The organism is Cupriavidus sp. D384, from assembly GCF_001652915.1.
Classification (GTDB): domain Bacteria; phylum Pseudomonadota; class Gammaproteobacteria; order Burkholderiales; family Burkholderiaceae; genus Cupriavidus.
The window spans coordinates 1-25,070 of record NZ_BBQI01000066.1; the positions used below are offsets into that span (position 1 = coordinate 1).

General features: G+C 65.1%; 24 protein-coding genes and 1 pseudogene. 12 read left to right on the top strand and 13 right to left on the bottom strand.

Going from position 1 to position 25,070, the window contains the following annotated elements:
- Positions 1 to 230: 230 nt before the first annotated feature.
- Positions 231 to 755: pseudogene (locus A9J21_RS15500) on the top strand (hypothetical protein); the annotation flags it as partial.
- A 17-nt stretch (positions 756 to 772) separates the two neighbouring features.
- Here the strand turns inward: A9J21_RS15500 and A9J21_RS15505 are convergent.
- The 3 genes from A9J21_RS15505 to A9J21_RS15515 all read right to left on the bottom strand — a co-directional run bounded on the left by A9J21_RS15505 (position 773) and on the right by A9J21_RS15515 (position 2,678).
- Complete coding sequence (locus A9J21_RS15505) at positions 773 to 1,003, bottom strand: YMGG-like glycine zipper-containing protein (protein ID WP_066737127.1); 231 nt, start codon at positions 1,001 to 1,003, stop codon at positions 773 to 775.
- A gap of 9 nt (positions 1,004 to 1,012) precedes the next feature.
- On the bottom strand, positions 1,013 to 1,405 hold the full coding sequence (locus A9J21_RS15510) for a hypothetical protein (protein ID WP_404851383.1): 393 nt from the start codon (positions 1,403 to 1,405) through the stop codon (positions 1,013 to 1,015).
- Between the two features lie 91 nt (positions 1,406 to 1,496).
- Complete coding sequence (locus A9J21_RS15515) at positions 1,497 to 2,678, bottom strand: porin (protein ID WP_066737129.1); 1,182 nt, start codon at positions 2,676 to 2,678, stop codon at positions 1,497 to 1,499.
- Between the two features lie 320 nt (positions 2,679 to 2,998).
- Between A9J21_RS15515 and A9J21_RS15520 the strand changes: the two genes are divergently transcribed.
- Both A9J21_RS15520 and A9J21_RS15525 read left to right on the top strand, forming a co-directional pair.
- A complete protein-coding gene (locus tag A9J21_RS15520) occupies positions 2,999 to 4,354 on the top strand; it encodes a serine hydrolase (protein WP_082926447.1) in 1,356 nt (451 codons plus the stop codon).
- An 81-nt stretch (positions 4,355 to 4,435) separates the two neighbouring features.
- Positions 4,436 to 5,443, top strand: coding sequence for a tripartite tricarboxylate transporter substrate binding protein (locus tag A9J21_RS15525; RefSeq protein ID WP_197497513.1), 1,008 nt, complete (start codon positions 4,436 to 4,438; stop codon positions 5,441 to 5,443).
- A 48-nt stretch (positions 5,444 to 5,491) separates the two neighbouring features.
- Here A9J21_RS15525 and A9J21_RS15530 read toward each other — a convergent pair whose 3' ends face one another.
- From A9J21_RS15530 to A9J21_RS15555, 6 genes are all read right to left on the bottom strand, one after another.
- A complete protein-coding gene (locus tag A9J21_RS15530; RefSeq protein ID WP_066737132.1) occupies positions 5,492 to 6,406 on the bottom strand; it encodes a LysR family transcriptional regulator in 915 nt (304 codons plus the stop codon).
- A gap of 60 nt (positions 6,407 to 6,466) precedes the next feature.
- A complete protein-coding gene (locus tag A9J21_RS15535; protein WP_066737134.1) occupies positions 6,467 to 7,144 on the bottom strand; it encodes a dihydrofolate reductase family protein in 678 nt (225 codons plus the stop codon).
- A 245-nt stretch (positions 7,145 to 7,389) separates the two neighbouring features.
- Entirely contained in the window at positions 7,390 to 8,970 is a 1,581-nt protein-coding gene (locus A9J21_RS15540; protein WP_066737136.1) for an isocitrate lyase, read from the bottom strand.
- 360 nt (positions 8,971 to 9,330) lie between these two features.
- Positions 9,331 to 10,077, bottom strand: a complete 747-nt coding sequence (locus tag A9J21_RS15545; RefSeq protein WP_066737137.1) for an alpha/beta fold hydrolase — start codon at positions 10,075 to 10,077, stop codon at positions 9,331 to 9,333.
- On the bottom strand, positions 10,074 to 11,105 hold the full coding sequence (locus tag A9J21_RS15550) for a M14 family zinc carboxypeptidase (protein ID WP_066737139.1): 1,032 nt from the start codon (positions 11,103 to 11,105) through the stop codon (positions 10,074 to 10,076). The genes A9J21_RS15545 and A9J21_RS15550 overlap by 4 nt, the downstream gene beginning before the upstream one ends.
- Before the next feature lie 32 nt (positions 11,106 to 11,137).
- Positions 11,138 to 12,052, bottom strand: coding sequence for a LysR substrate-binding domain-containing protein (locus A9J21_RS15555; protein ID WP_066737140.1), 915 nt, complete (start codon positions 12,050 to 12,052; stop codon positions 11,138 to 11,140).
- 193 nt (positions 12,053 to 12,245) lie between these two features.
- Here A9J21_RS15555 and A9J21_RS15560 point away from each other — a divergent pair, with 193 nt between their 5' ends.
- Positions 12,246 to 13,505: a glutamate carboxypeptidase gene (locus A9J21_RS15560; RefSeq protein WP_066737141.1), complete on the top strand. Its 1,260-nt coding sequence runs from the start codon at positions 12,246 to 12,248 to the stop codon at positions 13,503 to 13,505.
- Positions 13,506 to 13,528: 23 nt separating this feature from the next.
- Here A9J21_RS15560 and A9J21_RS15565 read toward each other — a convergent pair whose 3' ends face one another.
- Both A9J21_RS15565 and A9J21_RS15570 read right to left on the bottom strand, forming a co-directional pair.
- Entirely contained in the window at positions 13,529 to 15,682 is a 2,154-nt protein-coding gene (locus A9J21_RS15565; protein ID WP_066737142.1) for a phosphocholine-specific phospholipase C, read from the bottom strand.
- Between the two features lie 65 nt (positions 15,683 to 15,747).
- Positions 15,748 to 15,930 (bottom strand): hypothetical protein, encoded by a 183-nt coding sequence (locus A9J21_RS15570; protein WP_066737143.1) that lies wholly within the window; start codon positions 15,928 to 15,930, stop codon positions 15,748 to 15,750.
- A 470-nt stretch (positions 15,931 to 16,400) separates the two neighbouring features.
- Here A9J21_RS15570 and A9J21_RS15575 point away from each other — a divergent pair, with 470 nt between their 5' ends.
- Positions 16,401 to 16,883, top strand: coding sequence for a hypothetical protein (locus tag A9J21_RS15575; protein ID WP_066737144.1), 483 nt, complete (start codon positions 16,401 to 16,403; stop codon positions 16,881 to 16,883).
- 17 nt (positions 16,884 to 16,900) lie between these two features.
- On the opposite strand, the gene A9J21_RS15580 is transcribed toward A9J21_RS15575, so the two are convergent.
- Complete coding sequence (locus A9J21_RS15580; protein WP_066737145.1) at positions 16,901 to 18,049, bottom strand: DSD1 family PLP-dependent enzyme; 1,149 nt, start codon at positions 18,047 to 18,049, stop codon at positions 16,901 to 16,903.
- Between the two features lie 172 nt (positions 18,050 to 18,221).
- Here A9J21_RS15580 and A9J21_RS15585 point away from each other — a divergent pair, with 172 nt between their 5' ends.
- The 3 genes from A9J21_RS15585 (at position 18,222) to A9J21_RS15595 (ending at position 20,809) form a co-directional block, all read left to right on the top strand.
- Positions 18,222 to 18,596, top strand: coding sequence for a DUF6152 family protein (locus tag A9J21_RS15585; protein ID WP_066737146.1), 375 nt, complete (start codon positions 18,222 to 18,224; stop codon positions 18,594 to 18,596).
- A gap of 3 nt (positions 18,597 to 18,599) precedes the next feature.
- Positions 18,600 to 19,115, top strand: coding sequence for a hypothetical protein (locus A9J21_RS15590; protein WP_066737147.1), 516 nt, complete (start codon positions 18,600 to 18,602; stop codon positions 19,113 to 19,115).
- A gap of 149 nt (positions 19,116 to 19,264) precedes the next feature.
- Positions 19,265 to 20,809 carry a methyl-accepting chemotaxis protein gene (locus tag A9J21_RS15595; RefSeq protein ID WP_066737148.1) on the top strand — a complete coding sequence of 515 codons (1,545 nt, stop codon included), beginning with the start codon at positions 19,265 to 19,267 and terminating at the stop codon, positions 20,807 to 20,809.
- 36 nt (positions 20,810 to 20,845) lie between these two features.
- Here A9J21_RS15595 and A9J21_RS15600 read toward each other — a convergent pair whose 3' ends face one another.
- Positions 20,846 to 21,439 carry a 2-hydroxychromene-2-carboxylate isomerase gene (locus A9J21_RS15600; RefSeq protein WP_066737150.1) on the bottom strand — a complete coding sequence of 198 codons (594 nt, stop codon included), beginning with the start codon at positions 21,437 to 21,439 and terminating at the stop codon, positions 20,846 to 20,848.
- A gap of 164 nt (positions 21,440 to 21,603) precedes the next feature.
- On the opposite strand from A9J21_RS15600, the gene A9J21_RS15605 reads away from it, so the two are divergent.
- The 4 genes from A9J21_RS15605 to alaC all read left to right on the top strand — a co-directional run bounded on the left by A9J21_RS15605 (position 21,604) and on the right by alaC (position 24,959).
- Positions 21,604 to 22,311, top strand: coding sequence for a PadR family transcriptional regulator (locus A9J21_RS15605; protein WP_404851384.1), 708 nt, complete (start codon positions 21,604 to 21,606; stop codon positions 22,309 to 22,311).
- Positions 22,312 to 22,313: 2 nt separating this feature from the next.
- A complete protein-coding gene (locus tag A9J21_RS15610) occupies positions 22,314 to 23,150 on the top strand; it encodes a siderophore-interacting protein (protein ID WP_066737152.1) in 837 nt (278 codons plus the stop codon).
- Between the two features lie 71 nt (positions 23,151 to 23,221).
- Positions 23,222 to 23,611, top strand: a complete 390-nt coding sequence (locus A9J21_RS15615; RefSeq protein WP_066737163.1) for a hypothetical protein — start codon at positions 23,222 to 23,224, stop codon at positions 23,609 to 23,611.
- A gap of 130 nt (positions 23,612 to 23,741) precedes the next feature.
- Complete coding sequence (alaC, locus tag A9J21_RS15620) at positions 23,742 to 24,959, top strand: alanine transaminase (protein WP_066737154.1); 1,218 nt, start codon at positions 23,742 to 23,744, stop codon at positions 24,957 to 24,959.
- Positions 24,960 to 25,070: the final 111 nt, after the last annotated feature.

Sequence of the window (25,070 nt, forward strand, 5' to 3'; positions counted from 1 at the left end):
TCGCTTTCATCATTCATGCCTTCGCTCTGCCTTGCGGTTGTCGCCAATGTGCCTGGCCGTATCGCCTATCCATGCAGGCACCTCTTGCCAAGCCACTTCCCGATTGCCACGCTAGCCGGACTTGATGTGGCGCTCAATTGGCCCAAAGGGCTAATGCAGTGGCTGGAGGGGCCTGGCATCCGACGAACGGCTTGGCGGTGGCCTTTTGTCCAATGGACGAATCGGCCGGGTACAACTTCTCGCTCGGCCATGTTTCCAGCGACCTCTCCGTCGCCAGGTCTGCCATTGGTGGAATCGGCGGACTGGTGATCGATTTTCTGGATCGCGGCACGCTGAATGCATGGGGTGTGGGCGGCTCGGTGATGCTGGACTGGCGACGCCGCCGCCCTGAATACGAAGCCGATGCCAGCATGCGCTACACGAACATCCATCTGCAGAGCATGGGCGGATCTTCGGCGGCGGTGCAGGGCTCGGCGTCGGCCCAGGCCGTCAACATGTATGCACGCTGGCGCGCGCCGACCGGCGTGGTGGCATTGGACAGGCTGCTGCGTTACGTGCTGGAAATGTCGCACTCCCAGTATCTGGGCAGCCAGGCAGGCGTGCTGGGCTTCAGCCGGCTGACGTCGATTGGCGTCGGGCTGGAACTGGATACCAGTGCGCACGAGGTATTTCTCTCGCGCATCCGCACGGTGGTCCGCTACGTCTTCGGCAATAACGTCTCAGGCGTCTCGCTGGGGCTGGCCGCGAGCTTCTGAGCCAGGGCCCGCGCGATCTACCACTGTTGCTGTTGCTTGCCCTTGATGTTGCCCGCCACACCGCCAGCCACGGCGCCAATGGCGGCGCCGGTCCAGCCGCTGCCGCCTGCAATGGCGGCGATGCCCGCGCCCGCCGCGGCACCAAGGCCAGCGCCGGTCACGGTGCCTTGCTGCTGCGGGGTCATGTTCGTGCATCCCGCAGCGCCAGCGGCGATCAGTATCGCTCCCACCAGTTGAAGTCGTTTCATGGCATCACCTTACTTCCTGGTTTGCAGGCCTGGCACGACCATCTCGAACCAGATCGTTTCTATGACGGGCCGCTGCAACTGGTCAGGATGCGCCGCGTACCAGCGATCCACGCCCTGACGCACGGAGTCCAGCGAATGGCCCCTGAGCCCTCTTGCAAACCGGGGCACGATGCTTTGCGCATCGGGCGGCGGCTTGCCCTCGTGATAGGCAATATCCACCTGAACCATATTGGCGATGCCGACGAGATAGGCTTTCTTGGTCTGCTCGGTGGAGTCTGTCCACTGCTTGCCGGTAATCAGCGGGATTTCATCGGCGCGGGCGCCAGTCCCCAGTGCCAGAGTCGTGAGTGCCGCAGCCGTCACTGCGAGCCGGCTTAGTATTTTTGCCATTGCGGTCTCCATCAGTGTTGCCGTTACTTCACGCAGCCATGCGCTCGTTCATATTAGTCGCAATTCCGGCGTTCGGAAGACGGCTAAACCCGCAGGCCTTTGCTCAGAACTTGTGGCGCAGACCCAGTGCGATGCCCAGCATGGAACTCTGCCCGTTTGCCAGCGCATAGCTGTTGCCGAGCGAGAGGCTGTTGGCATAGAAGATGGCAGCGGATTCCAGGCCAAGGCCCGCATTTTTCGCGTAGGCGGCACTGATATAGACATCGGTGCGTTTGGAAAATGCGTAGTTCGAGATAAAGGCGATCTGCCAGGGATTGGGCTGGTTCGCGTTGCCGAACTGGTTCTTGACGTCGTCGTAGTTGTACTCGAGCATCAGGCCAATCGAGGGCGTCAGCTGATAAGTCCCGCCGATCCAGTAGAAGTTGTCACGAAAGAACTCGCCGCCCACCTGGTTCTTGTTCTGGCCCCAGCGGTAGCCGCCCATGACCTTGGCGGCGCCGAAGGCGTAGCTGACCCCCGCCGCGGCCTTCTTGAACGTGCCGCTGCCGGCATTGGTCGGGTTTGCGGCCGGCGCGATGGTCGGATTGAACTGGTCATAGCTGACGACCACGCCCACTGGCCCGGCTGCATAGACCACCGACGCGCCATAGGCGGTATCGCGCCGGAACTGACCCGGTACCTCGCCATTGCCGCCCAGAATGAACGGCGCGCCAACCGTTGGCGGCAACGCCAGGCCGGTACCGAAGGACCAGTGCGCCAGCGCCGTGACCGGGCCGAACGTGCCGGTGTACTTGATCGTGTTGTCCTCGCGGAAATTGGCCCCGGCCAGCACGACGGCCGGCTCGTACTGCGTGGCATAGGCGGCCGGCACGAAGTTCGCCAGTGACTCGAACATCGACGTGTACTGGCGGCCGAGTGACAACTGCCCGTATTCGCTTTGCAGGCCCACGAAGGCTTGCCGGCCGAACAGCCGGCCGCCTTGCTGCGAGGTGCCATTGTCAGCATTGAAGCCGCTTTCCAGCACGAACACCGCCTTGAGGCCCATGCCCAGGCCCTCGGTGCCACGCAACCCCCAACGCGACCCGGATACGCCGCCGGAATCCATCCGCACGACACTGTGCGACGGGCCGGAATTGAAGCCATTGGCGGCCACCGGTACGGCGCCAAGGTGATTGACGTACTCGACATTGACGTCGACCACGCCATAGAGCGTCACGTTCGATTGCGCGTGCGCCTGGCAGGCCAGAGCCTGCAACGCCACAACTGCAAGAAGTCTCAGTCTCATGTCTGCCTCTCCTCGGTCTTGTTATGGGTGTTATGGCGTGCCGGCGCTCTCGGTCCACGCGTGTCGCTTGCATGGAATGCCACCCTGACACTTCGATCTGTCTGCTGGCGCACGCTGGCATGGCACTTTGGCCGCCAATCCCTTCCTGGCGCGCACCGCGTCGATGCTTGATATGGCAAGGGCCTGCAAGCTTCCGCAAATCTATCGATCCATTCTATTTCGGAATATCGAATGGCGATTGGCTGCGCCACTATCTGACCATGCAGGGGCAGGCACTGTCGAGCGAACGGTTCATGCCTCTTGTCCGTCGTGGAGACATCATGAGATTGCCATTTTCGTGGGCGATGGCGGAGTTCGGCCGTCCGCCCGTTGGTTGTGTGCCGACGTTGCCAGTCATGCCGCCGGGGCCATCGCTGGCTTCCCCGGCACTGCATCCCGTCCCGGATGCGGGCGATGGCATCATGCAGGGCTTTCCGCCGCCCCCCGGCAAGCAGGTGATGCGAGGCAGCGGACTGCGTCCGCCGTTCATGCGATGGGCCCTGAGCCACACCCGGGAGCTGGCGCCCACCGTGGGCATCCGGCATGCCGCGCAGCCCATGCCGCTGCCAGAGGCGCCAGGCCATCAGATCGACGATCTCACATTGACCGTGGCGGGCCGAAGCCTGCGCGTGGACGACTACCTGCGCGCGACCCACACGGATGGCTTTATCGTGTTGCATCGGGGGCGCGTGGTCTACGAGAAGTACTTCGGTGGCTTCCATCGTCACCAGCCGCATATCTGGGCATCGATGACCAAATCGGTGACGGGTTTGCTGGCCTCGATGCTGATCAGCGAAGGCAAGCTCGACCCGCACGCGCCGTTGCGCCAGTACGTGCCCGAACTCGAGGGGAATCCGTTTGGCGACGCCACGGTGCAACGCAACCTTGATATGGAAGTGCCGGTCGGCTATCCGCAGGAACTGCCACCGGACCTGGGCCTGTTCGGGGCCGTAGGCATCGTGCCGCGCAAGGACGGCGCGCCCGACAACATCTACGACTTCCTGCAGATCACGCACGCCACCGGCGCGGCCACCGATGCGCCCATCTGGTACTACCAGAATGGTTCCGCCGAGGCGATTGCCTGGGCACTGCGCCGGCTTGCGGGCCAGCGCTGGTCGGAACTGGTGACCGACCGGATCTGGTCCAGGATGGCCGACGACGACGCCTACGCCAGCGTGGACCGTCTTGGAACCGAGATGGCAAGCGGTGGCCTGAATTCCACGCTGCGCGACGCGGCACGCTTTGCCGAGGCGGTGCGCCGCGCGATGCAGGGCGACCCGGCAGGCCCGATTCCGCCCGCCGCGGTGCGCATCGCATTTCAGCCAGCCGACAATCAGTCCCGGTTTGCCCGCGGCAACCTGGTGGCGGGCCGCGATGGCTATGGCTATCGCAATTACTGGTTCCAGTGCAACGACGGGGATGGCAGCGTGGAGGCGAGCGGCCGATTCGGCCAGCGCATCTATATCAATCCGCGCAGGGACGTGGTTGCCGTCAAGTTTGCTTCGAGCCCGGACGACGCCGCACGTCCCACGAGCGCCGCCGATATTCGTCGCGCCGATGATCCCGCCCGCGTGCTGGAGACATCCGCGGCGCTGATTGCGGCCGTGCTGGCGGTGCAGCGCAGCGTCATGCCGTGACCCGACAGCATGCATGCGGCCGCCGCAGGGTACCTGGCCCCGGTTCCAGGCAATCAGCAGAGAGATCGAAGGAGTTTCAAGGTGGGTAATGATTGCGTGACAGATGGCACGAACCGGGCCCGACGCCGGTTTCTTGTACAGGCCGGTGGCACCCTGGCGATGGCCCTTGCCGGCCCGGTCATGGCGGAAAAATGGCCCTCGCGGCCGATCCGGTTCGTGACGGCATCGGGGGCTGGCGATCCGGTGGACCTGCAGTTGCGCGAATACCTGAAGTCGCTGTCACCGGCGCTGGGCAATGTTCCGATGATCGTCGACAACAAGGTGGGGGCGGCCGGCCAGATCGCCGCGCAATCGGTGTTGCTGGCGCCGCCGGAAGGGTACGACTTCCTGCTGGCCAGCGCGAACTTCACCATCACGCAGAGCTACTTCCGCAAGCTGACGTACCGGCCGATGGCCGACTTCACGCCCGTAGCCATGACAGGCTCGGCACCGGTGGGCCTGGCGATTCCGGCGTCGAACCCGAGCCGTACACTGCGCGAATGGACGACATGGGCGCGTCGTCAGGGCGGTGCGCTGAACTACGCGTCGCTTGGCAACGGCACCGTTCCCCATCTGTACGGATTCCAGCTCACCAATGATGCTGGATTCGACGCCACGCATATTCCGTACAAGGGGGCCGGCGCAGGGCTGATGGATCTGCTGCGCGGGCAGATCTCGTTCATGATGCTGGACATCGTGAACCTGCGCCCGCTACTGGCGAAGCAGCAGGTCAGGATCCTGGCGGTGACCGGCAATGAGCGATCGCCGCACCTGCCGGACGTGCCCACGTTCAGGGAGCAAGGGTTTTCCGGCTATGACCGGACTGGCTGGACTGCCCTGATGGCCCGCCATGGCACTTCGCCAGACGTCGTGCAGAAGCTCAACGAGTCCATGGACCGCACAAGTGCCACGGACGAGTGGCGCCGCAAGCGCGCTGAAGTCTGGTCGGGCTGGAGGCCGATGGCACCCGGCGACATTGCGCGCCAGATGCAGGGCGAGGCCGCCGCGTGGGGAGAACTGGTCCGGCGCGTTGGCGTATACGGCGATTGATCGGGGTGGATGACGATGGACGGCGGCACACGGACTGCGCCGCCGGTATCAATGCTTGCCGCCGGTGGAGCGAAAGGCCGCCGCCCGCTTGACGAGGATTTCCGCCAGCCGGGCGGCAAGCGGCGACTGGTAGCCGTCCTTGCGGCGCAGGATGCCCACATGGCGCGGCCACCGGAGATTGGGCACGTCCAGCGCGCGCAGCCCCCGCGTGGACTGCGCCAGCGTTCCGCGGCCGATTACCGTGAGCAGGTCGGTCTTGCGAATCGCCGCCATCAGGCCTTCTGCCGAAGAGTTCGTTTCGAGGGCGACAGCGGGGGGCGGCAGGCCCGCATCGGTGAAACTGGCATCCACGAGCTTGCGGGCGATGACCTCGGCATTGGGCAGCAGCCATGGATAATCGCCAAGATCAGCCAGGCGCAATGACCGCTTGCCATGGAGCGGGTGCTGGTCACGGGCCACCACAACCAGGTCGTCCTCGAAAAGCAGCGTTTGTTCCAACTCGGCGTCCGGCTTGCGTGACAGGGTGGCGATGCACAGGTCGAGTTCGCCGCGGCGCAGGCCGGTCACCAACGGATCGTTCAGCCCGATCGTCACCTGCACCCGTGCCGCGGGACGCTGTCTGATCAGGTCCGCGAAGGCGTCCGAGAAGACCGTGCCGACGAGCGACGACGGCACGCCCACCCGAACCACGCCAAGCTTGCCAAGGTGGAGATCGTTGGCTTCCCTGATGGCATCGTGCAGCGAACTCCGGACAGTCAGAATGCGCTCAAGGAACACAGTGCCCGAGGTGGTCAGGTTCATGCCCCGGGACGATCGCACAAACAGCTGGATACCGAGTTGTTGCTCCAGGCGTTGAATGCCCTTGGTCAAGGCAGGCTGGCTCTGTCCCATCTGTTCCGCCGCCCGTGCAATCTGCCCGGCCTGGGCAACCGCGACAAAATAATTCAAATCCTCGAGACGCATGGTATTCCGTGCTGTTATCAAACACCGAATACCGATAATGAAAGGAAGGGTGGCGAATCGTCAAGCTGGCTGCGATGCATTGCCCGTTGGCAGCCTGCGTTGCAGGACGACATGCGTGGCTTTTTCCGTCGCGACGAATTCAACGCATTCGTATCCAAGGGCCCGCAGGTCAATGCCCTCGAACAGCGATTCTCCCCGGCCAAGCAGGACTGGGGCGATGGCAAAATGCAGTTCGTCGATCAGGCCCTGGCGAAGGTATTGCCGGATCGTTTCCGCGCCGCCCCCGATTCGCACATCCTTTCCGGCTGCGGCCTCGCGGGCACGGTCAAGTGCTTCGGTGGCGCCGCCCGTGACGAAGTGGAAGGTTGTTCCGCCTTCCATGTCAATGGAGGGGCGCGCGTGGTGGGTCAGGACAAAGACTGGCACGTGATACGGTGGACTATCGCCCCACCAGCCTTTCCAGTTCGTGTCCGGCCATTCCCCGCGAATGGGACCGAACATGTTTCTACCCAGAATCCAGGCCCCGACATTCTGAAAACCACGGGCGGCAAAATCATCGTCAATCCCGGTCGTGCCGCCGTCCTTGCCAAACAGGGACCGCTGGAACGTGCGTGTGGGAATCAGCCACTGATGCAGATCCGTTCCACCCACGCCCAGCGGATGGTCGATGTCCTGATCCGGCCCGGCTCCGTATCCGTCCAGCGAGATGGTGAAGCCTTCAACGCGAACGCGTGCCATGGTTTGCCTCCGTATTGTCGTTCGACGGTAAATGTACCGGATACCGACAACCAGGGTAAATCCAGTGATCGCGGCGCCGGGTCACGCCCCCAGTCCATCAGAATGTGTTGGCTGCGTTTGCCATGGCGTCCGCATCCCCCACGGGAGCGAAAAAAAAACGCCAACCCGTAATGGGTTGGCGTTTTACCGAGGTGGTTTCCGACGGCATTCCCGTCGGTATTCCCGACGGTTGCACGTGGCGGATATCAGAACTGGTTCATCGTGTTGTCTTTGCCGGCCGCCTTCAGGGCAGCGTCGCCGCTGAAGTATTCCTTGTGATCGTCGCCGATATCCGAGCCGGACATGTTCTGGTGCTTGACGCAGGCGATGCCCTGGCGGATTTCCTTGCGCTGCACGCCAGCCACGTAGCCCAGCATGCCCTGGTCGCCGAAGTATTCCTTGGCCAGGTTGTCAGTCGACAGCGCGGCGGTGTGGTACGTCGGCAGCGTGATCAGGTGGTGGAAGATGCCGGCTTCACGCGATGCATCGGCCTGGAAGGTGCGGATCTTCTCGTCGGCAAGCTTCGCCAGTTCGGTGTCGTCGTATTCGGCGCTCATCAGCTGGCCGCGCTCGTAGGCCGACACGTCCTTGCCGGCAGCCTTCATCGCGTCGTATGCCTGCTGGCGGAAGTTCAGCGTCCAGTTGAACGACGGGCTGTTGTTGTACACGAGCTTGGCGTTCGGGATGACCTTGCGGATCTCGCGGACCATGCCGGCGATCTGCTCGATATGCGGCTTCTCGGTTTCGATCCACAGCAGGTCGGCGCCGTTCTGCAGCGACGTGATGCTGTCCAGCACGCAGCGCGCTTCGCCCGTGCCGGCGCGGAACTGGAACAGGTTGCTGGGCAGGCGCTTGGGACGCATCAGCTTGCCGTTCTGCTTGATCACGACGTCACCGTTGCCCAGCGTGTCGGCCGAGATTTCCTCGCAATCCAGGAAGGAGTTGTATTGGTCGCCCAGGTCGCCCGGCGTGTGGGTCACGGCGATCTGCTTGGTCAGCCCGGCGCCCAGCGAGTCGGTACGGGTCACGATGATGCCGTCGTCCACGCCCAGTTCCAGGAACGCGTAGCGGATGGCGCGGACCTTGGCCAGGAAGTCTTCATGCGGCACGGTGACCTTGCCGTCCTGGTGGCCGCACTGCTTCTCGTCGGACACCTGGTTTTCGATCTGGATGCAGCAGGCGCCCGCTTCGATGAACTGCTTGGCCAGCAGGTACGTGGCTTCTGCGTTGCCGAAACCCGCGTCGATGTCGGCGATGATGGGCACCACGTGGGTCACGTGGTTGTCGATCTTTTCCTGGATGGCGGCCTTGGCAGCGCCCTGGGCGGCGTCGAGCTCGCGGAACAGGCCGCCCAGTTCACGGGCGTCGGCCTGGCGCAGGAACGTGTACAGCTCGCGGATCAGCGCGCTGACCGAGGTCTTCTCGTGCATCGACTGGTCCGGCAGCGGGCCGAACTCGGAGCGCAGCGCGGCAACCATCCAGCCCGACAGGTACAGGTAGCGGCGCTCGGTGCTCTTGAAGTGCTTCTTGATGGAGATCATCTTCTGCTGGCCGATGAAGCCGTGCCAGCAGCCCAGCGACTGGGTGTACTGGGCCGGGTTGGCGTCATAGGCGGCCATGTCGGCGCGCATGATCCTGGCGGTGTACCTGGCAATGTCCAGACCCGTCTTGAACTTGTTCTGGGCACGCATGCGGGCGGCATACTCGGGGTTGATGGCATCCCATGCGCTGCCGTGGCTAGCCTTCAAACCTGCAATTGCCTTGATGTCGTCTTGATACTGGGCCATGTCGATTTCCTGAGAAGTAAGGGTGTCTGCGAGAAGGGTTTCGGGTGCCGCCGGGTGTTTCGAAGCAAGCAGCGTGGAAATAATTGTATGAGCGTTTTGCTGCGCAGCAACCAACTCTTATATAAGACATAAGACTTTGTTTATCCTTATTATTCAAAGGGATAGACGATGAATTTCGAGATATGAAACGCGTTTTCTCAGAACGAAACCAGTGTGCAGGGGAAATGCCTGCCCGAATTTCGCAATGTGAAAGGTGCTTTCAGGTGTCGGATTCGGGACGCCAAAACGGTGGCCCGGGAGGCGAGTGCGAGCGCGGGCGAGTGCGCCCGGTCATCCTCAAGGATCAGGAACGTCTGTCTATTACCGGTGCATCGCGGCGCCGGCGGTCTCGCATAGCCACTGCGGATCGTCGTGCGGCAGGTCGTGCCCGGCCCAGGGATGGCGCGCGTGGGGCACGCCCCAGGCTGCTGCCAGACGTGCGGAGCAATTGGGGTTCACCAGCCGGTCGGCGTCGGATGACACCACCAGCGTCGGGCATTGCGGCGCGTGGCCGTGCGCGCGGAAGCGTGCGGCGGCCACCAGTTGCAGCCATGCCGCCTCGCGGGAGACCGGGGCGGTCTGGCCGATTTCCACCCAGCGTGCCAGGTCGGCGTCACGGGTATCGAGCCGCTCGCAGGTCAGCCGATGGACCACGCGCTCGCAGCGCGGGCGATCATCCCAGTGGCGGGCCATGCCCAGCAGGGCCACCCAGTTGCGCGGTCGCAGCCGCTGGGCGGGATGACTGAACGGCCGCATGCTCGTATTGACAAGCACCAGGCCGCCGATCTCGCCGGGCCATCCTTGTGCCCAGTCAGTGGCAACCATGGCGCCCAGCGACATCGCCAGGACGCGCCACGGACCGCTGCGGCCCGTGGCCCGCGCCGCTGCCCGCACGGCCTCTGTCATGCCCCGGACGCTGCCCGGTACCGGCAGGTGGCGTGCGCTGCCGTTGCCAGGCAGGTCGATCATCAGTGGCGCGGGCAGGCCGTGCGCGGACCAGCGTTCGGGCAGTTCGCCCCAGTGGCGCGACTCGCGCGTCAGGCCGCGCAGGAAGATCCATCCGCTCATGGCGCGGGCTTGCCGTCCTGCCAGTGCGCGCGAGCCTGCTCCAGCAGATGCTGCCGATGCGAACCCTGCGGCAGCCAGCGCGAGGGCGCCACTGCCACGCGGCCCAGGAAGTCGAACAGGCTCACATGGCGCCGCAGCACGCGGGCGGTGCGGTGTGCCTTGATCGGATTGAAGATACCGGCCCGCGAGAATAGCTGGCGCGGGTTCTTCTTGATCCAGAGCCACGACCCCAGCTCCAGCGTCATCGGCAGGAACAGGCATGCCGGCGGCGTGCGATCGTAGGCGTAGTCCCAGAGATCGCCATGCAGCAGGTACTGGTGGCTCTGCGGCTCGAAGGCATAGCCATGGTGCGGGTGAGCCTGTTCGAACATGGTCTTGAGCAGATACATCTCGGGCAGGTGTTGCATCGGCGTATGCGTGCGCGCATACGGAAACCAGATGCTGTCGCGCCAGCCGTAGCCGGAATGGCAGTCCACGGCAAAGCTCAGCGGCCGGGGCAGCAGCTCGGTTTCCACCACGCGCAGCAGCGCCATGCTTTCGGCTTCCATCGGAGATCCCGCGCGGCCGCGATACCACGGCAGCCAGCTGCCGATGCGCTGGCCGCCGGCCAGGAACGGCACCCGGGCATCGGCATTCTGGGGCGCATTGCGCATCAGGTCCACACCATTCGGATTGGCGCGCGTGGCGATGTACATGCCTCCGGGGTTCACGATCGGCATGAACACCAGCCGCACGCTTTCGAGCTGCCGGTGCAGCAGGTCGTCCCAGCTCAGCCGGCACAGCAGCGAGCGCATGTAGTCCAGCACCAGCTGCGTGCCAATGCGTTCCAGGCCGTGGATGCCGCCGAAGATGCCGATGGCCGGTGCATCGGGGGCATGCGTGCCAAGGCTGGCCACCGGAACGGCGAACGTGCGATCGAGCACGGTGACATGGCATGCCGTGCGGGTCTCGAACCACGGTGCGCCCAGCTCCAGCAGCGTCAGCAGTTGATCGTATTCTGGAAAGCTCGAAGGGACCGTACCGGTCATCGGCGGGGCTCGGGGGGGCTGGATGGGGCGGTTCAGTTCAATATAGGCGCTGGCGGCGGCGCTTCGCAATGCAGCGCAGCCGCGCCTGCGGGTGCCACCAGACAGTCGAGAAGGGCGCCCACCAGGCGGGTGTGGCGGCGGCCGTTCAGGCAATACAGGTATTCGTGGATAACCGGTGCCGCGCTGGCGAATGGCACCACCACCAGCGCCGGATCACGCGGCACTTCTCCTGCCGGCATGACACTGGCGCCGAGGTTGTGTCGGATCGCCTCGCAGATGGCCTCGCGGCTGCCAATCACCGTATGCGGCGGCATGCCTGTACCCACTGCGCGCAGCGAAGCCTCGGTGGCCTCGCGCGTCATCGACCCCTGTTCGCGCACCAGCAGGTGGCACGCGGTCAGCTCTGACACCTCCACGCGTGGCCGGCGCGCCAGCGGATGCACCGGGTGTACCACCAGCACCATTGGGTCGGCCGCCAGCGTGACGCGGTGCAGGCGGTCGTCGGCCAGCGCGTGCGACGACACGGCAGCGTCGATGCGGTACTCGTACAGCGCATCGATCATCTGCTTGGAGTTGCCAATCTCGATGCTGATCTCGATGGCCGGATAGCGCTGCCGGAAGGCGGCAACGCTGCGCAGGATGTAATAGGGCCCGGTGGCGCCGATACGCAGGTTGCCGAAGCGCAGGTTGCCCGCGTTGCGCAGCAGGAAGTCGGCATTGCTTTCCTGTTGCATGATCTGCTCGGCCAGCGGCATCAGCGCCACGCCAACGTCACTGAGATCCACGCGGCTGGCGCGGCGATGGAACAGTTCCACGCCGTACAGCTCCTCGAGCTGCCGGATGCGCCCGGTGACCGTGGGCTGGCTCACGCGCAGCTGACGCGCGGCCGTGGTGATGCTGCCCTGTCGCGCCACCTCGTAGAAGGTCATCAGCAGGTCGCCAAGCATGGGACTCCCGGGGACAAAAAAGCGATAGCCGGGGACTATAAGGCGGAAATATGACAGCGTGACGAATCCATGCGTTCGGTCAATCGCCATGGTGAGGCGGCTGGCAATAATGCGGCCTCGGGGCGCGAATGACCATCCAGAGATCACCAGACAGCGCCGACGCCGAGAGGGGTGTTCACTCAGGAGTCACACGATGTACAGGAGAATGCTTGGCGCGGCGGCCATCGCCGTCATGATGATGACGTCTTACGGCTGCTCGGACAGTGTCGCCGCGCCGCCTGCCTACGACAGCGCGCTCGACGCCGCTGCCCGGGCGCAACAGGCGCCCACGCTTGCCACGCTGGAAGCGCTGGTCAATATCGAAACCGGCCCCGGCGATGCGGCCGGCATGAAGGCAATGGGCGACTACCTGGCCACGCGGCTGGCCGATCTGGGTGCCGCCGTGACCCGGCACCCGGCGCAGGCCGGCGTGGTCGGCGACAACATCGTGGGCGTGTTCCAGGGCACCGGCACCGCGAAGATCCTGTTGATGGCCCATATGGATACCGTGTATCCGCGCGGATTTCTGGCAAAGGCGCCATTCCGGATCGATGGAAACCATGCCTACGGGCCCGGCATCGCCGACGACAAGAGCGGGCTCGCGGTCATCCTGCACGCGCTGCAGATGCTCGATGCGCGGGGCTTTCGCAACTACGGCACGCTGACCGTGCTGTTCAATACCGACGAGGAAACCGGGTCGTTCGGGTCGCACGCGCTGATCGAGCGGCTGGCGGCGTCGCACGACTATGTCCTGTCCCATGAACCGGCCCTTGCCACGGCCGAGAGCTTTGGCCTGGCTACGTCGGGCATTGCCCATGCGGAAGTGTCGATCAAGGGGGTGGCCTCGCATGCCGGCGTCGCGCCCGAGCTGGGCGTCAACGCCCTGACCGAAGCCGCGGACCTGATCCTGCGCACGCAGGACATCGACGACAAGGCGCGCGAGATCCGCTTCAACTGGACGCTGGCATCCGCGGGGTCGGCGACGAACGCGATTCCGGCCACGGCGACGCTCACGGCCGACATGCGGTACGGCCGCAATGACGACTACGACGCCATCGTCGCCATGCTCGACGAGCGCGCCCGGCGCAAGCGGCTGCCGGCCGCCGAGATCACCATCGACATGAAGCGGGGCCGGCCCGCGTTCAATGCCTCGGCCGCCGGCCAGGCACTGGCCGCGAAAGGGCAGGCGATCTATCAGGAAGTGGGCGGCAGCGTCGGCATTGCCGCCGCGCGCACGGGCGGCGGCAGCGATGCCGCCTACGCCGCGCTGTCAGGCAAGCCCGTGCTGGAGGGCATGGGCCTGCCCGGCTTCGGCTATCACACCAACGCCGACGAATACATCCTGATCGATGCCATTCCACGCCGCCTGTACCTGGAGGCGCGCATGATCATGGACCTGAGCCTGGGCCGGTAGCGCGGCCGCTGCCTCCCGGCAACTCAGACGCCCATTTCCGGATCGGACGTGGTGTGCGTGCCGTTCTCGAGCCGCCCGGCAAAGCGGCGTCTGAACCCGCCTTGCTGGGTGGTCACCGTAAAGTCGTACCAGTTGCCCTGCAGCCTCACGGGCCAGTGCTGGTCCAGTTCCTTGCCCGGCGGCAGCTCGAACGTGGTGGGGCCGTCGTTGCGGTAGGCATTCGGCTTGACCGTGAACGTGCAGCTCGCGGTGCCCCGGTTGATCATCGTCAGCCAGACTTCGGCATTGGTCTCGTCATAGCAGACGCGGATCTCGGGCGCGGCTCCGCCGCCGGCGGCCTTCTGCGCGCTGACATCGCCCACGAAGGCACGGTGGTAACCGTTGGGGCCCAGCACCCAGAAGTTGTAGCGGCCGTCCTCCGCGCTGACGTCGATCCTGGCGGTATGGGAATCGCCGGCGTCGAGGGCGTAGCGGCGCGGCACATCGCCCAGGTTCAGGCGGTCGTACACGTGGAACACGGCGGCCTGCTTGCCGTCATTCTTGAACAGCAGCGAGAACGTGTTGGTCACCGGGTCTTCCAGTCCGCTCGTATGCAGCGTGTATGGCAGTGCGCGCGACGGGCGCGTGCCGCGCTTCTGCGTGGGCATCGACTGCGCGGCCACGGTGGGCGCGGGAATCTGGGCCTTGGCATCCTGGGCGGCACGCTGGGCGTCCGCACCGGTCTGCGTCAGCGGCGTGATGCCCAGCGCCACGTTGGCGTTCGGATTGACGAAGTCGAACGCCGTCATCAGATCGCCCATGATGGCGCGTCGATACGCGCTGATATTGGTTTCGGCCACGCCGAACCGCTGCTCCAGGAAGCGCAGCACCGACGTATGGTCGAACACCTGGGAATTCACCCAGCCGCCACGGCTCCATGGCGATACCACGTACATCGGCACGCGGGGACCGGGGCCGAATGGGGTCTTGTCGAGGCTGTAGTACTCGGACTTCGTTGGGTCCAGTGCATCCGATGTGTAGCCGATCGGTTCGCCCTTGGCCGTGAGCGCCGGGGCGCACGGCGGCGGCACGTGGTCGAAGAAGCCGTCGTTTTCATCGAAGTTGATCAGCAGGACCGTGCGGCTCCAGACGTCGGGGTTGGCGGTCAGTGCATCGAGCACCTGCTGGGTGTACCACGCGCCCTGCACCGGGCTCGACGGCCCGGGGTGTTCCGAATAGGTGGCCGGAGCGACGATCCACGACACCTGCGGCAGCGTGCCTGCGGCGATGTCGTCGCGCAGCGCCTGCAGGAAGCCGCCGTCCGGCATGGTGTTGCCAATGCCCTTGAACAGCGGGTTGGTGGTGTCGTCGGCCGGGGTGTAGGCCGGATACGGCGAGCCATTCGCGGCATTGCCGCGCGCGGCGTTGGCGGCGCGGTACTGCTGGAAGCCGGCCAGCGGGTTGTCGGTGTAGTTGTCCGGCATGTTCTGGTAGACCTTCCAGCTTACGCCGGCCGCCTGCAGGCGTTCCGGATATGTGGTCCACGTGTAGTTGATGCCGGTGGCGCCGAGCGAATCACCGGCGTTGTCGATGACCGGCCCGCCATGGGTGCCGAGCGGGTCGTTGGTGCCGGTCCAGTGGAACAGGCGGTTGGTGTTGGTGCCGCCGTGAAAACTGCAGTGGTAGGCGTCGCACAGCGTGAACGCATTGGCCAGCGCGTACTGGAAGCCCAGTTCCTGCTCGGTGTAGTAACCCATCGACTGGGTCTTCTTCGACGTGGGCCAGGCGCTCATGCGGCCCAGGTCATATGCAGCCTGGGCGTCGGGCTGGCTGTGCGGCGTGCCGCTTACGCGCTGGGCGTTGCCGACCGTCTGGTCCAGGTGGTAGGGCAGCACAACACGATTGGTATTGCCGCTGGCGTAGGTTTGCTGGAACACGTTGCGGCCGCCCGGCAGCGGGATCGTGAAGCGGTCGCCAAAGCCGCGCACGCCGTTCATGGTGCCGAAGTAATGATCGAACGAACGGTTTTCCTGCATCAGCACCACCACGTATTCCACGTCGCGGATGGACTTGGTGGCGTTGTTGGCCGGAATGGCCAGGGCGCGGCGGATGGCTGGCGGAAAGGCGGCAAGGGCGGCGGTGGCGGCGGCGCTGCCACCGGCCATCTTGAGGAAATTGCGTCGGCTGCTGGAATTCATGTCGGATTGCCCTGAGGGATCGGATGCGCGGTCTGTGGATTGGCGTATGGGGTCTGGCGCGGCAATCAGGGCGCGCACTTCATCTGCGGCTTGGTATCGGGCGTGCCGTTGCCCGGGCTGCTGGGGTTGTTCGACGGGGGCGTGCCGTCGCTGTCGCCGCCGCAGGCGGCAAGCGCCGTGCAGAGCAGCAAGGCGGCGAGCATGCCCAGCGGCCGGCGCCGGGCAAGGGTTCGAATGGCTTCGGTCATGGTCTGGGTCTCGTGCGGGGAGTGGCAAGTTGCAGCGCGTGAGGCGCGATGCGTCCGCAGCGTAAGCAGCGGGCAGGTCACCCGGGTGACATCCAGGACAAGATTTCCGATACCGCTATTCGTGATTTTTACGGTCCATGTACAGACATTGCATACATGGGCACGATGGAGAAACGTGGCGTGACCAACGCTTTCGGCAACCTTTCAGGCTGCAATTTCTGCTGCGATGCACCACGTCGTGTGCTAAGGTTTTAGACGTTTCCCTCAAATCACGAACGGGTGCGCCAATGCAGCGACAACCGCGGATTTCCGGGAAGCCGCGCCAGTTCTGGCCTGCAGGGAAGTGACGCGAGATCCGAGACCTCTTGCTCGATATTTGTTGCGGTTGCAACACGCCGTGACCTTGCTTGTAAACGGGGCATGCCGCCACCAGAGTGGTAGGCGGAAAGGGCGTTCGCAGGAGCTGCACAATGGAAAACGAAACCGGTTACGTCTGGCATTACACGGTAGGTACCCCGCTGGTCGCCATTGCGCGCTCCGGCCGGCTTATGCCTGCCGCCGCACATGGATCGGAATCCCGATCCGGTGACGGGATTCTCTGGTTCTCGCGCAACCAGCAATGGGATCCGTCCGCCACGCGCGACGACGGACTGAGTCAGGCCAGGCAAACGCTGTCGCGTGCAGCGTTGCACACACGTTTCGGTCTCTACCGTTTCGGCCTGCCCGAGCACGATATGCGCCTGCTGCCGTGGCCCACGGTCACGCGTGTGGCTGACATCGATGTGCCGGAGGCCATGACGATGGTCGCCAGCGGCCTGCGCTGCGGCGCGGCGCCCACCGACTGGATCGGCACACTGACGGACGTACCTTTGGACGATCTACGGTTTGAAAAATGGACCGGCGCCGCCTGGGTGGCGGCCGACCTTGACGAAATGGTGGCCCAGTTCGCCTGAGTTGCAATGACCAGGGCCTAGCGGCTCAGCCCGCGCGCCGATACCGGCCACACGCTCTCCACCACGCCCGCCCGGATGCCCACGATCTCGTCATAGAGGTTCAGCGTGGGATCGCAGTGGCCGGGTACCAGCATCATCCGGCTGCCCAGCGCGGGCAGCTTGCCCACCAGGTCTTCATGTTTCGGCATCACGATGCCGTGCTCGTCGTTGGCCGCCACGTAGTCGAGCGTGGCGGACTGCTTGCCATCGGTCCAGATCCACGGCAGCCCGGAATCCACGGCCATCGATTTCAGACCAGCATCCACCACCACACGATCGCCTGCCGCCACGCTCATGACCGCCGTGGCGATAAACAGGCTGTGCGCGAAACGCAGCGCGCCTGTGTAGTCGTTGGCACCGTAGTCGGCATCCATGAAGACATACGAGCCCGGCTGGATTTCGGTATAGACGCCGCTGCCCAGGTCGAATTCCACGCTGCCGCTGCCGCCGCCCGTGACCACGTCGCAGCGCACGCCGGCGGCTTCCAGCCGCGCAATGAAGCTGCCGGTGCGATCGGCCGCCCGCGCCGCGCCATCGCGCCGCTCGTTCCAGCCGCGCAGATGCTGGATGCCGCCGTGATAGGCCTGCAGCCCGCGCATCGTCAGCTGGCGATGCCGGGCAATGCGTTCCACCAGCGCCAGCGCCGCAGCCGGGTCGGTGACGCCGCAGCGCCCCTGGCCGACATTGACCTCGACAAAGACGCCGAGCTTGCTGCCGGCGGCTTCGGTGGCGGCGGCCAGGGCGTCGACCTGCGCGATGTCGTCCACGCATACGCTCAGCGTGGCATGCCGCGCCAGGTCGGCCAGCAGCGCGGCCTTGGCGGGCCCGGCCACTTCGTTGCTGATATGGATATCGCGCACGCCGGCGCGCACGAACGGGACGGCCTCGCTAATCTTCTGGCAGCAGATGCCAACGGCGCCCCGGGCAATCTGCGCCAGCGAGATATCGGGGCACTTGTGCGCCTTGGCGTGCGGCCGCAGCTTGATGCCGCGCTGGTCGGCGGCGGACTGCATGCGGTCGACGTTGCTGGCGAAAAGATCCAGGTCCAGGACCAGGGAAGGGGTGTCGATGGTGTCGGCGGACTGGCCCGGCCGCGCGGCCGGTGGCAGATCGAAGGCGATGGACATGGCGATGAACGAAAGGCTGCAGCGGGGGTGGAAGGCGACCCACAGCGTACCACGGCGTGCGGGATGCTCCGCCTTGCGCTCCGGCGTGGGTCATCTACGATGGGTTGGGTGTTCCTGCCCTCCTTTGCGCTGCCGCCGCCTGCCCCTCTCATTCAGACCACGGAGTCTCGCCATGATCTTTCCCCGCATTGCCGTTTCCCGCCGCGCCCTGTGCCTGGCCGCCGCCACGGCGCTGGTCAGCCTGCCTGCCGTCGCGCATCACGGATGGTCCACCTATGACGAAACCAAGCCACTCACGGTGACCGGCAAGATCGTCGAGACGCATTATGAAAACCCCCACGCCACGATCCGCGTGGACGTGCAGGGCAAGCGCTGGCTGGCCGTGCTGGCGCCGGTGTCGCGCATGGAGTCGCGCGGCGCCACGGCCGAAAAGGTGGCCGTGGGCAAGCAGGTGACGATGGTCGGCTACGCCAGCAAGGAAAAAGCCGATGAAATGCGCGTGGAGCGCATCACGTTCGACGGCGGCCAGACCGTGGAGCTGCGCTGACCGATGGCGGCACTCGATGTCCTGGCTGGCCAGCTCGCGGCGTCGCCGTTCGCGGTATGGCTGCGCGCGTCGGCCTGGGCCTATCCGGTCTGCGAGATGCTGCACCTGGCTGGCATGGCGCTACTGTTCGGATCGATCGTGGTGGTGGACTTGCGCCTGGCCGGGCTGGGGCGACAGTTGCCGGTGACGCCGCTGCTGCGGCATGCCTTGCCGGCCACGCTGGTCGGCTTTGTGGTGATCCTGGTCAGTGGCGCCTTGTTGTTCGTGGCCCATGCCGCCGACCTGATCGGCAATCGCGCATTCCTGGTCAAGCTTGGCCTGATTGCGCTGGGGCTTGCCAACGCTGCCTGGTTCCACGCCGGCCCTTACCGTGCACTGCACGGCGGCGATGGCACCGGCAACACCGGCGGCTGGGAAACCCTGGGTGCGCCGCCACCGGTGGCACGCGCCTGCGCCGTGCTGTCGCTGCTGACCTGGGCGCTGGTGATATGCGCCGGCCGGCTGATTGCCTACGTGTAGCAGGCGGCCGATGGTAATTGAACGTGGCTTATGCGCCACGTACTTGGCCTCGAATTTGATGTAACGCAAAGGCTGTGTATCGGGTGCCTCAAGGTTTAAGGAAGGGGGACGTTAAGGCTGGGCTGAACCCATACGTGTAGAGCCCCCAGATGAACAACCTGAGTATTCGCCATGGCCTGCTGGCGACGCTTGTGATTTTTGGCCTGATGATCGTGTTTGGCGCCGCGCTGGGCGTCAGCCAGTTGAGCGCCAGCAGCGATGCCGCCGAACGGATCCACCTGATTGCGTCGCGGGCGATCCTGCTCAACGACGCCTACAAGGACATGACGCGCGCGCGTTCCGCGCTGACGCGGGCGTACAGCTCGGCCAAGGCCAGCGGCCAGGTCAACGACGACGCGCTGGCAAGCGCCGCCAAGTCGATCGGCAAGTCGAAGGACGAACTCGAACGGTTCGAAAAGGCGGCCGCCTTCGCGGAACAGGATGCCGCCACGCGCGACGACATCATCGCCGCTGGCCGGGCCCACATGGACGTGGTGCAGCGTGGCCTGGACGCGCTGCGCGTCGGCGATCCGGACGGCTACGCAGCCATCAACGACAAGGACATCACGTCGTCGGGCGCCAAGTACTCGGCCGGCGTGGAACGCTTCCAGCAGTTCGCCGAAAAGTTGAATGACGAAGCAGCGGGCGAGGGCCGCCAGCGCCTGAATCGCGTGATCCTGCTGGTCTGCGTCGGTCTGGTGATGTCCGCGGGCCTGATCGTCGTGGTACACCTGGCGCTGCGCCGCCTGGTGGTGACACCGCTGTACCTGGCGCGTGACCTGATCATGCGCGTGGCCGATGGCGACCTGACGATCAAGGTGCCGAAGGCGGGGCGCAATGAAATCGGCCAGTTGCTCGACGCCGTGTCGCGCATGCAGGCCGGCCTGACGCAGACCGTAGCCAGGGTGCGGGCGGGTTCAGATGCCGTGACCACCGGCGCGCGCGAGATTGCCGCGGGTAACACGGACCTGTCGTCGCGTACCGAAGAACAGTCGTCGGCGCTGGAAGAAACGGCGGCCAGCATGGAGCAGCTGACGTCGACCGTCGGCAACAACGCGGAAAGCGCCACGCATGCCAGCAGCCTGGCGCGCAATGCGGCAGACCTGGCCGCACGCGGTGGCGAGGTGGTGCGCGGCGTGGTGCATACGATGAGCGAGATCAACACCAGCTCGCAGAAGATCGTCGACATCATCGGGGTGATCGACGGCATCGCGTTCCAGACCAACATCCTGGCGCTGAACGCCGCCGTGGAAGCGGCGCGTGCCGGCGAGCAGGGGCGCGGGTTCGCGGTGGTGGCCGGCGAGGTACGCAGCCTGGCGCAGCGCAGTGCCAACGCGGCCAAGGAAATCAAGGGCCTGATCGATTCGTCGGTGGACAAGGTGGATGCCGGCAGCCAGCAGGTGGAGCAGGCTGGCAGCACCATCGAGGAGATCGTGGCCGCCGTGAAGCGTCTGGCCGATACCGTCAGCGAGATCTCGGCGGCATCGATCGAGCAGTCCAGCGGGATTACCCAGGTCAGCGAAGCCGTGTCGCAGATGGAGCAGGTCAACCAGCAGAACGCCGCGCTGGTGGAGCAGGCGGCAGCGGCCGCCGACTCGCTCGAATCGCAGGCCAACCATCTGGCCGCCGCCGTGGCGACCTTCCGGCTGGCCTGATCCCTGCCAAGGGGGGTAAACGAACGTGACGAACGACTAACCGGCCAGCTGTTCCTCGACGAACAGCAGCCGGTCGTTGCCCCAGTACAGCTTGTCTTCCACGATGAAGCTGGGCGCGCCAAAGATGCCGCGCGCCACGGCTTCCTCGGTCACGCGCTTGAGGTCGGCCTTGACCTCGGCGTCGTCCAGCATCGCCAGCGCCTCGCGCGGGTCCAGCCCCACCGCCACCAGAACCTTGCCGATTTCAACCGGATCGTTCAGGTTCCTGCCCGTTTCCCACATGGCCGTGAAGATGGCATCCACATACTGGTGGAATGCCGCCTCGCCCTTGCGCTGATAGCCGATGGCGCCGCGCATCAGCGCCAGCGTATTGATCGGAAAGTGCGGATTGAGCCGGAACGGCACGCCATAGCGCCGGGCCCAGCAGTCGAGATCGCCATCGGACCATTGCCGCTTGGCGGGAATCTCCATCGGGCTATGGTTGCCCGTGGCCTTGAACACGCCGCCCAGCAGCATGGGGCGCCAAACGATGGTGGCGCCAGTGCGCGCCGCCACGCGGGGCAATTCCTTGTACGCCAGGTACGAATAGGGGCTGCCGAAGTCAAAAAAGAATTCCACCTGCCTGGTCATCGCCTGTCTCCGTTGTGATTTGTTGTGTTGCGTCGTGGTTGGGGTGCTCAGGTGACTTGCATTGTGACAGGAACTCCGCCACCTCGACACCCGCAAATCGGCCTTGACTTTATATCGTACGATATATATCTTACGATACGTCTTACGATATATTGGAGTGAAGAATGCGACACCATTTCAATCGAATGCACGATCACATGGGCCATGGCGGCCCGCATGGCAAGCACCATGGCGGCATGCGCGCCATGATGGCGATGAAGCTGATGGGCATGATGGGCGGCCGGGGCGGCGGTTTCTGGTCGCAGGGCGGCGGCGGGTTCGATGGCGATGGCGACGGCTTCGATGGCGACAACCTGCGCCGTGGCCGCAAGTTCAGCGCCGAAGACCTGCAACTGCTGCTGCTGTCGCTGCTCGATGAAAAGCCATCGCACGGCTACGAATTGATCAAGGCGCTGGAAACGCGCACCGGCGGCTTCTACAAGCCGAGCCCGGGCGTGGTGTATCCCGCGCTGACCTTCCTGGAGGACGTCGGCTACGCCACGGTGGACCTGGAAGGCAACAAGAAACGCTACCAGCTGTCGGAAGCGGGCCGCGCCTATCTGGACCAGAACCGTGCGCGGCTGGAGCAGATGGTGGCGCGCCTGCAGCATGTGGCACGCAAGATGGACTTCATGCGCCGTGCCATGAGCGGCCAGCCCCAGCGCGATGTCGAGGAAGGCGGCTGGGCACCGGAACTGGTGCAGGCACGCACACGCCTCAAGCAGGCCTTGATGATGCGCAGTGGCGCCACGGCCGACGAGCAGCGCCGCATCGCGGCCATCCTCGATCGGGCCGCCGACGAGATTGAGCGCGGCGCCAACCAACCGGAGTGAATATGAGCGATACCCGTGACCTGACCGTACAACGCGTGCGCCATCCGCTGAAGATGCGCCTGCTCAAGGTGCTGCGCACCCGCCAGGTGTCGCCGCAACTGCTGCGCGTGACGCTGGGCGGCGAAGACCTGGCCGATTTCGTTTCCGGATCGTTCGACGACCACGTCAAGGTCTTCTTTCCCGAGCCCGGCACCGACAAGCCCGTGCTGCCGCAGGCAGGCCCGGACGGCATCAGGTTTCCGGAGGACCAGCCGCGTCCGCAGGCGCGCGACTACACGCCGCGCCGCTACGACACGGGCGCCCGCGAACTCGATATCGAATTCGTGCTGCATGGCGACGGCCCCGCATCCACCTGGGCCGCGCAGGCGCAGCCAGGCCAGCATCTGGGCGTGGGCGGCCCGCGTGGATCGTTCGTGATTCCGCGCGACTTCGACTGGCACCTGCTGATTGGCGACGACACCGCGCTGCCGGCCATTGGCCGCCGCATCGAGGAACTGGGTCCGGATGCCCGCGTGATCGTGGTGGCCGAGGTGGCCGACGAGTCCGCGCGCATTCCGCTGGCCACCGGCCCGCATGCCGAGATCCACTGGATCCATCGCGACGAACATCGCGACGAGCATGACCAGGCCGCGCCCGAGGGCAGCCAGCTGACGCCCACCCTGCGCTGGCTGAGCCTGCCGGCCGGCGAGGGCTATGTGTGGGCCGCCGGCGAAGCGGCGGCGATGCGCGAGGTGCGCCAGTACCTGGTGAACGAGCGCGGCATCCACAAGACGCGCATCCGGGCGTCGGCCTACTGGAAGCGGGGCAACGCGGCCGTTCACGAAACGATCGACGATTAACCCAAAGTCTGGTTTCCGGGGCGATGCGGCGCGGATACACTGCGCAGACGCCCATTGCCACGGACCCTGCCATGCCTCGCCTTCGCCCGTTGTTGCCGATTGCCGCACTGACTGCTTCGATCGGATTGGCCGCCTGCGCGCCCGATTCGTTTCGCAACTACGAGGCGCGCGGCCTCAACAACTACCTCGACAAGATCCAGGGCGTCTGCGCCAACACGCGGCTGAACGCCCAGCCGCTGGGCGAATGGCTGCGCAGCGGTTCGGACGACAGCGACAGCAACTACGTGTACTGGCTCGACCAGACGTCGCGGCTGTACTACAACCGGATCACGGTGCCGCAGTATCGCGACGCCATCGCGGGCGCTTTCGGCGGCAGCAAGCCCAATGCCGAAGCGCTGGACTGCATCGTGCGCAATCTCCCGCCCGACCGGCCCAACAGCCCGCCTGGCGGCATGTTCTGATTTCCTGATTTTTTATTCGCCAGCCCGTTGTGTAAATGCGCGCGGCTGGCTAAGATCAGTCCCCAGTGGCCGAGACAACGGCCACGGCGTCGCTCGGACGGTTCCGGGCGCTTACGTAAAGGACTCCTCCATGACTGCCGAATCCGGCAAGCGCCGCTTTGCGCGCATCGATCGTCTTCCCCCGTACGTCTTCAATATCACCGCCGAGCTCAAGATGGCCGCCCGCCGCCGTGGCGAGGACATCATCGACATGAGCATGGGCAACCCCGACGGGGCCACGCCGCCGCATATCGTGGCCAAGCTCGTGGACGCCGCGCAGCGGCCCGATACCCATGGCTATTCGGCGTCGAAGGGCATTCCGCGCCTGCGTCGCGCCATCTCGCACTGGTATCGCGACCGTTATGACGTGGAGATCGATCCGGACAAGGAGGCCATTGTCACGATCGGCTCGAAGGAAGGGCTGGCGCACCTGATGCTGGCGACGCTGGACCGTGGCGACACGGTGCTGGTGCCCGATCCGAGCTATCCGATCCATATCTACGGTGCGGTGATTGCCGGCGCCGATATCCGCTCCGTACCGCTGACGCCGGACATCGACTTCTTCGCCGAACTCGAACGCGCGATTCGCGGCAGCTATCCGAAGCCCAAGATGATTGTGCTGGGCTTCCCGTCCAATCCGACGGCGGCCTGCGTGGAGCTGGATTTCTTCGAGCGCGTGATCGCGCTGGCCCGCAAGCACGATATCTTCGTGGTGCATGACCTGGCCTACGCGGACATCGTGTTCGACGGCTGGAAGGCGCCGTCGATCATGCAGGTGCCCGGTGCCAAGGACATTGCCGTGGAGTTCTTCACGCTGTCGAAGAGCTACAACATGGCCGGCTGGCGCATCGGCTTCATGGTGGGCAACCCCGACCTGGTGGCTGCGTTGACGCGCATCAAGAGCTATCACGACTACGGCACGTTCACGCCGCTGCAGGTGGCGGCGATCGCCGCGCTGGAGGGCGACCAGGCGTGCGTGAAGGAGATTGCGGCCCAGTATCAGGCGCGCCGTGATGTGCTGGCGCGCGGGTTGATCGAGGCCGGCTGGCAGGTCGATATTCCGAAGGCGTCGATGTATATCTGGGCGCGCATTCCCGAGCCCTATCGCGCGCTGGGGTCGCTGGAATTCTCGAAGCAGCTGCTTGCCAAGGCCAAGGTGTCGGTGTCGCCGGGGATCGGCTTTGGCGACTTCGGCGACGAGTACGTGCGCTTCGCCCTGATCGAAAACGAGTCGCGGATTCGCCAGGCCGTGCGCGGCATCAAGGCAATGTTCCGCGCCGACGGGTTGGTCAAGCCGGCCGAGGCCTGAGTCGAGGTGGTTTTCGTTTTTCTCCCCTCTCCCGCGAGCGGGAGAGGGGTTGGGGGAGAGGGCTGGCGCTCTGCTTGCCGATGGATCGCAATTTGAACCGCCTTTTCCTCC